Source organism: Dehalococcoidia bacterium (genome assembly GCA_035528575.1).
Classification (GTDB): domain Bacteria; phylum Chloroflexota; class Dehalococcoidia; order E44-bin15; family E44-bin15; genus DATKYK01.
The window spans coordinates 1-3,886 of record DATKYK010000018.1 but is presented as its reverse complement, the minus strand read 5'-3'; the positions used below and the strand labels follow the sequence as shown (position 1 = coordinate 3,886).

The following is a 3,886-nucleotide window of genomic DNA, read 5'->3' as shown; positions in this document are numbered from 1 at the left end:
GTTAGGGAATGTGGAATCCGGCTCTTCCGGAGGGGTAAAACCATGATTGAGGCCAAACTTGATGAGCTCGCCGATATTTCTCACATTCAACTTCTTCATCAAGCGGCTGCGGTGGGTATCTATTGTCTTGGCGGAGATGCCGGAGGATGCCAGGGAATAGAGCGATAGAGGGGCATAGAAACCTGTTAGAACATGAATGCGAGCGATGCACGCCGACTGGATGCAAGCGTGTGTCGTTATCGCTAGAAGATAGTGGAAGGGTGGGCTTAAGCCCGGTGGCAAGTTGACCGGCAGAGGAAGCTCACGCCGCCTTAACTCTCAGAGTCCTCACCCAGGCTAGCCCCCAGAAACAAGCTGAGAACAGGACACTACGGGAAAAAGGTCATAAATATGCACCTCAGGCAGCAATACTTAACTGCCTGAGGTGCCCCGTTATCTGGACGGCTAAAGCGTCCTCTTTTCCCGGCGAAGTATACCTCCCCGGGTCTCGCCAGGGATCACCTTAGAACAAGCTATGGTGTCCCTTCAGTTATTTTCCCCAAATATCCTGTGTGAACGTTGCAACACTCACAATGGGGTCGATCACCAGCTCCCTCACAATGGTCCTTAAGAGGCTGTTTTCCGATATGAAGTCCGCTACCGGAGGACTGGTCTGGTAGTACATCTCCACAAGCTGAGAGCCCAGAGTGCTTTCCAGCAGCACCTCATCCCTGAATGCCCTCAACACATCGATCTCCGCAGCGCTCGATGTGCCATATGCAGCAGTGGCGATGAAGCAGGCGGGAGCAGGAGGCGTAGGTGTAGGTGTTGGAGTGGGAGCAACATATGGCGCACTCAGCCAGGAGCTGTAGTCAACGCATTCACTCACCTCGTCGCCAAGACCAGCCGGATTATCTAGAGTTAATGCGCAAGCATCAGGCACCGCTGTCGCGTCTTCGGGCCCGCTGGCATCGCCCCACCAGTTGTTGGTGGCATCCACCAATACGCCATACTCACTAAATATGCCATATTCGGTGTTGCCAGCAATGTTATTATTATTAGCGGTTAATGACTTTGCATGCTCAATGTATATGCCATATTCGTTATCGTTTATTTGGTTCCCAGTAGCAGTAACTTCGGTTTGGTCTCCTTCCTGTCCTGCGTATGCGTTGCCGATAAACAAGCCAGTAGTACTATCATAAAGTACATTGTCCTTGACGACTGCCTTAGAGTGGCCATATGTTCCGTAGTAATAGCTATTTACATATAAGGCAGAAGATTCTGAACCGTCCGAAGCCACGCCACAGTAGTTATAAACTGTATTTCCTTCAACTGTAGCCGTGCCGCCGAAATCCACCTCTATTCCATATTCACACATTTCATAGCCAATGCCCTGCCCAATAATGGTGTTACCTTTTATAAGACAAGCCAAGGTAGTCGCGTCCATATTAACTGAAATCCCTATCCGCTCGATGTTTTGAAAGGTATTGTCTTGGACTGTAATATCGCAGCGTGTGCTAATACCACATCCATGAGCGCCATCCATGAATATGTCGCGAATAACGTTGTTCTGAAACGTTCCTGTAGCTCCATTACGGACGCCTATTGCATAGCAAGTTTTTTTGCTATTGTCATCTCCATCCAGAATTAGATTGCTCAGATTTACATTGTATGCGCCATCAATTCTGAACCAACCTGCCTGTTCTCCAGAGGAGCCTCGGCAATTTTCAGATAGACGTAGAAGTGGCTTTTCTGAGGGGTCGGCTCCTGTAATAGTTAGGCTCTTATCGAAGAGTATGGGAGGAACATCATACGTCCCCGCCGCCACGTTGATCGTATCGCCAGAGGAGGCGGCATCGACGGCACACTGGATGGAGCACCCGGGGCTGACGTACAGCTGGGTGCTGTCGGTGAGGCTCTCTATGTACATGCAGCCGCCGGTGAAGTGACCCACAGGTGCGCTGGCCGCCGTAGCCTGTGCCTCGGCAAGCGTCTGGAAAAACCAGATGCGGTTCTGGGGCACGGCTGAATCATCCTGTTCGCCGTGCATCGCGTAACCGAAATCACTGGCCAGCACTGTGACATCGGCGCCGTCCGCCGGGTTGGTGCTGTACGTGATGATTGCATCCCCAGCAAGTGGAACACCCGGATTGTTGTAGTCACCCTCCTCGAGCTGGAAGTCGTCTACAAAACTGTTCGTGCCACTGAACACGATCCCGCTGGTTCCGAGTAGGCTATAAAGGCCCCAAGTAGCAACACTGATGCCCTGCCAACTATTACCGCTAACCGTGATGTCCGAGAAGGTGACATCATTGCAATCGAGCACCTGTATGCCATGACCTCCGTTGCTGATTGACGCCACGTTGCTCACAGTAGAGGCATTGATTCCGAGTAAATCAAAACCTGTTTTCTTTAGATTTGTTACGAGAAGGTCTGTCAGGGATACTCCGACGACGTTGGCACACTTGATACCGTAGTTCGGTCCATTAGCAGGGTCACTGTCCAGCGTAAAGCCTTCAAGCGATACACCGTCAGCCGTCACGTGAATGCCCTCACCGCCGACATCTTTTCCGGTCACATCTATTGTAACCAGTGACACACCCGCGCCGACAATGCTGACGCCTTTATTGACGTTCAGGTTCTCGGGGTACGTCCCCGCCGCCACGTTGATCGTGTCGCCAGAGGAGGCTGCATCGACGGCAGCCTGGATGGTTGTGAATTGCTGACCAGCACCGACATAGAGAGTGTCACCACTAAGGCTGAAGCTACCCGTAGCTTCAGTGAGCTGTTCATCGGGATCAGGGCTAAGGTTAACTAATTCCACTTTCAGATTGTAAGTGCCCAGTGGAGCCGTACCATCATTGTTCATCTCAATGGTGAAAGGGGTGGTTGCTGAATAACTAGCAGGGAGCGGAAATCCTCCTAGTGGGCCCCAGTAACCAACAAAATCATCACCTTGATGGACGAAGGTTCCACTGATACCCTGCGGGTCACCCCCATCAACCTCGGTAATAGTGAAAACATCCGTCCTGTCATAGGCTGCAAATGATTCAGGCCCGCTTACAGTAATGACGAATAAAACATTAGTGTATGCTAAGCCGTCATGTGTAGTCGTAGAACTTACAACGAACTCCGCCGGTCGATAGACATTACTCGGCAAGGTAAGAGTGGTTGTTGTATCTGCCAACGCCGGGCCTGCCGGCACTACCACCGCCGCCAGTGAGAACACCAGCACCAGGGCTAGTGCCATGTATACTATCTTCGCTTTCATCCTTTCATCCTCCTTTTTAAAACCTAAACCGACCCCTCCGGTCGGTTTTGCTAATGGCTCTGCGAAGTCCAAGCAACCATTTTGCGGGCTTCGCTTCATCGCCCCCCCCAGATACTTTCCCTGCGTTTTAAAATAACCCCTGTTATCTACACCTAAGCTCAACAGCCCCCTTTCAAGCTCACGAGGCCTAATCACTATTTATACTTAGCTTGGAATCTGGTCCAGGAGGTATGTAACGAGGGTGGCGAGGACTTTAAAAATAGAAAGCCTCAAGCGACGGGCTTCTACGCCCCGCTTAAAGGCTTATTTTTGGACAAGCCACCAATTCACCATACTTCCTGGGCCGATATTCTTTTTTTTGTGTGAATCCTCAGTCTTGCCCGTATGTGATTTTGGCCACTTGCAGGAAGCGCCTGGCGAAAGGCTCACTCTGAGGGTAACACAAGATGTGCCATTTGTCTGTCAGGAAAGTATGTATTTTTTGTGGGGAAAGTCTGTATTTTTTTGTGTGGGGAATACCCTTACAAAAATGTGGTTTTTTGTAGGGAGGCCTCTCATGAGGTATACTTCGGCATCTCGATGGGCATCTCGAGACGCCCATCAGGCGGTGGTGTTAGGGAATGTGGAATCCGGCTC

The 3,886-nt window shown here is 50.9% G+C and carries 2 protein-coding genes; both read right to left on the bottom strand.

Translation table 11 applies throughout. The features are described from left to right. On the bottom strand, positions 1–282 hold a 282-nt coding region (locus VMX96_03605; protein ID HUU62990.1), incomplete at its 3' end, for a LuxR C-terminal-related transcriptional regulator. A gap of 247 nt (positions 283–529) precedes the next feature. Next, complete coding sequence (locus tag VMX96_03600; GenBank protein ID HUU62989.1) at positions 530–3,250, bottom strand: right-handed parallel beta-helix repeat-containing protein; 2,721 nt, start codon at positions 3,248–3,250, stop codon at positions 530–532. Between the last annotated feature and the right edge of the window lie 636 nt (positions 3,251–3,886).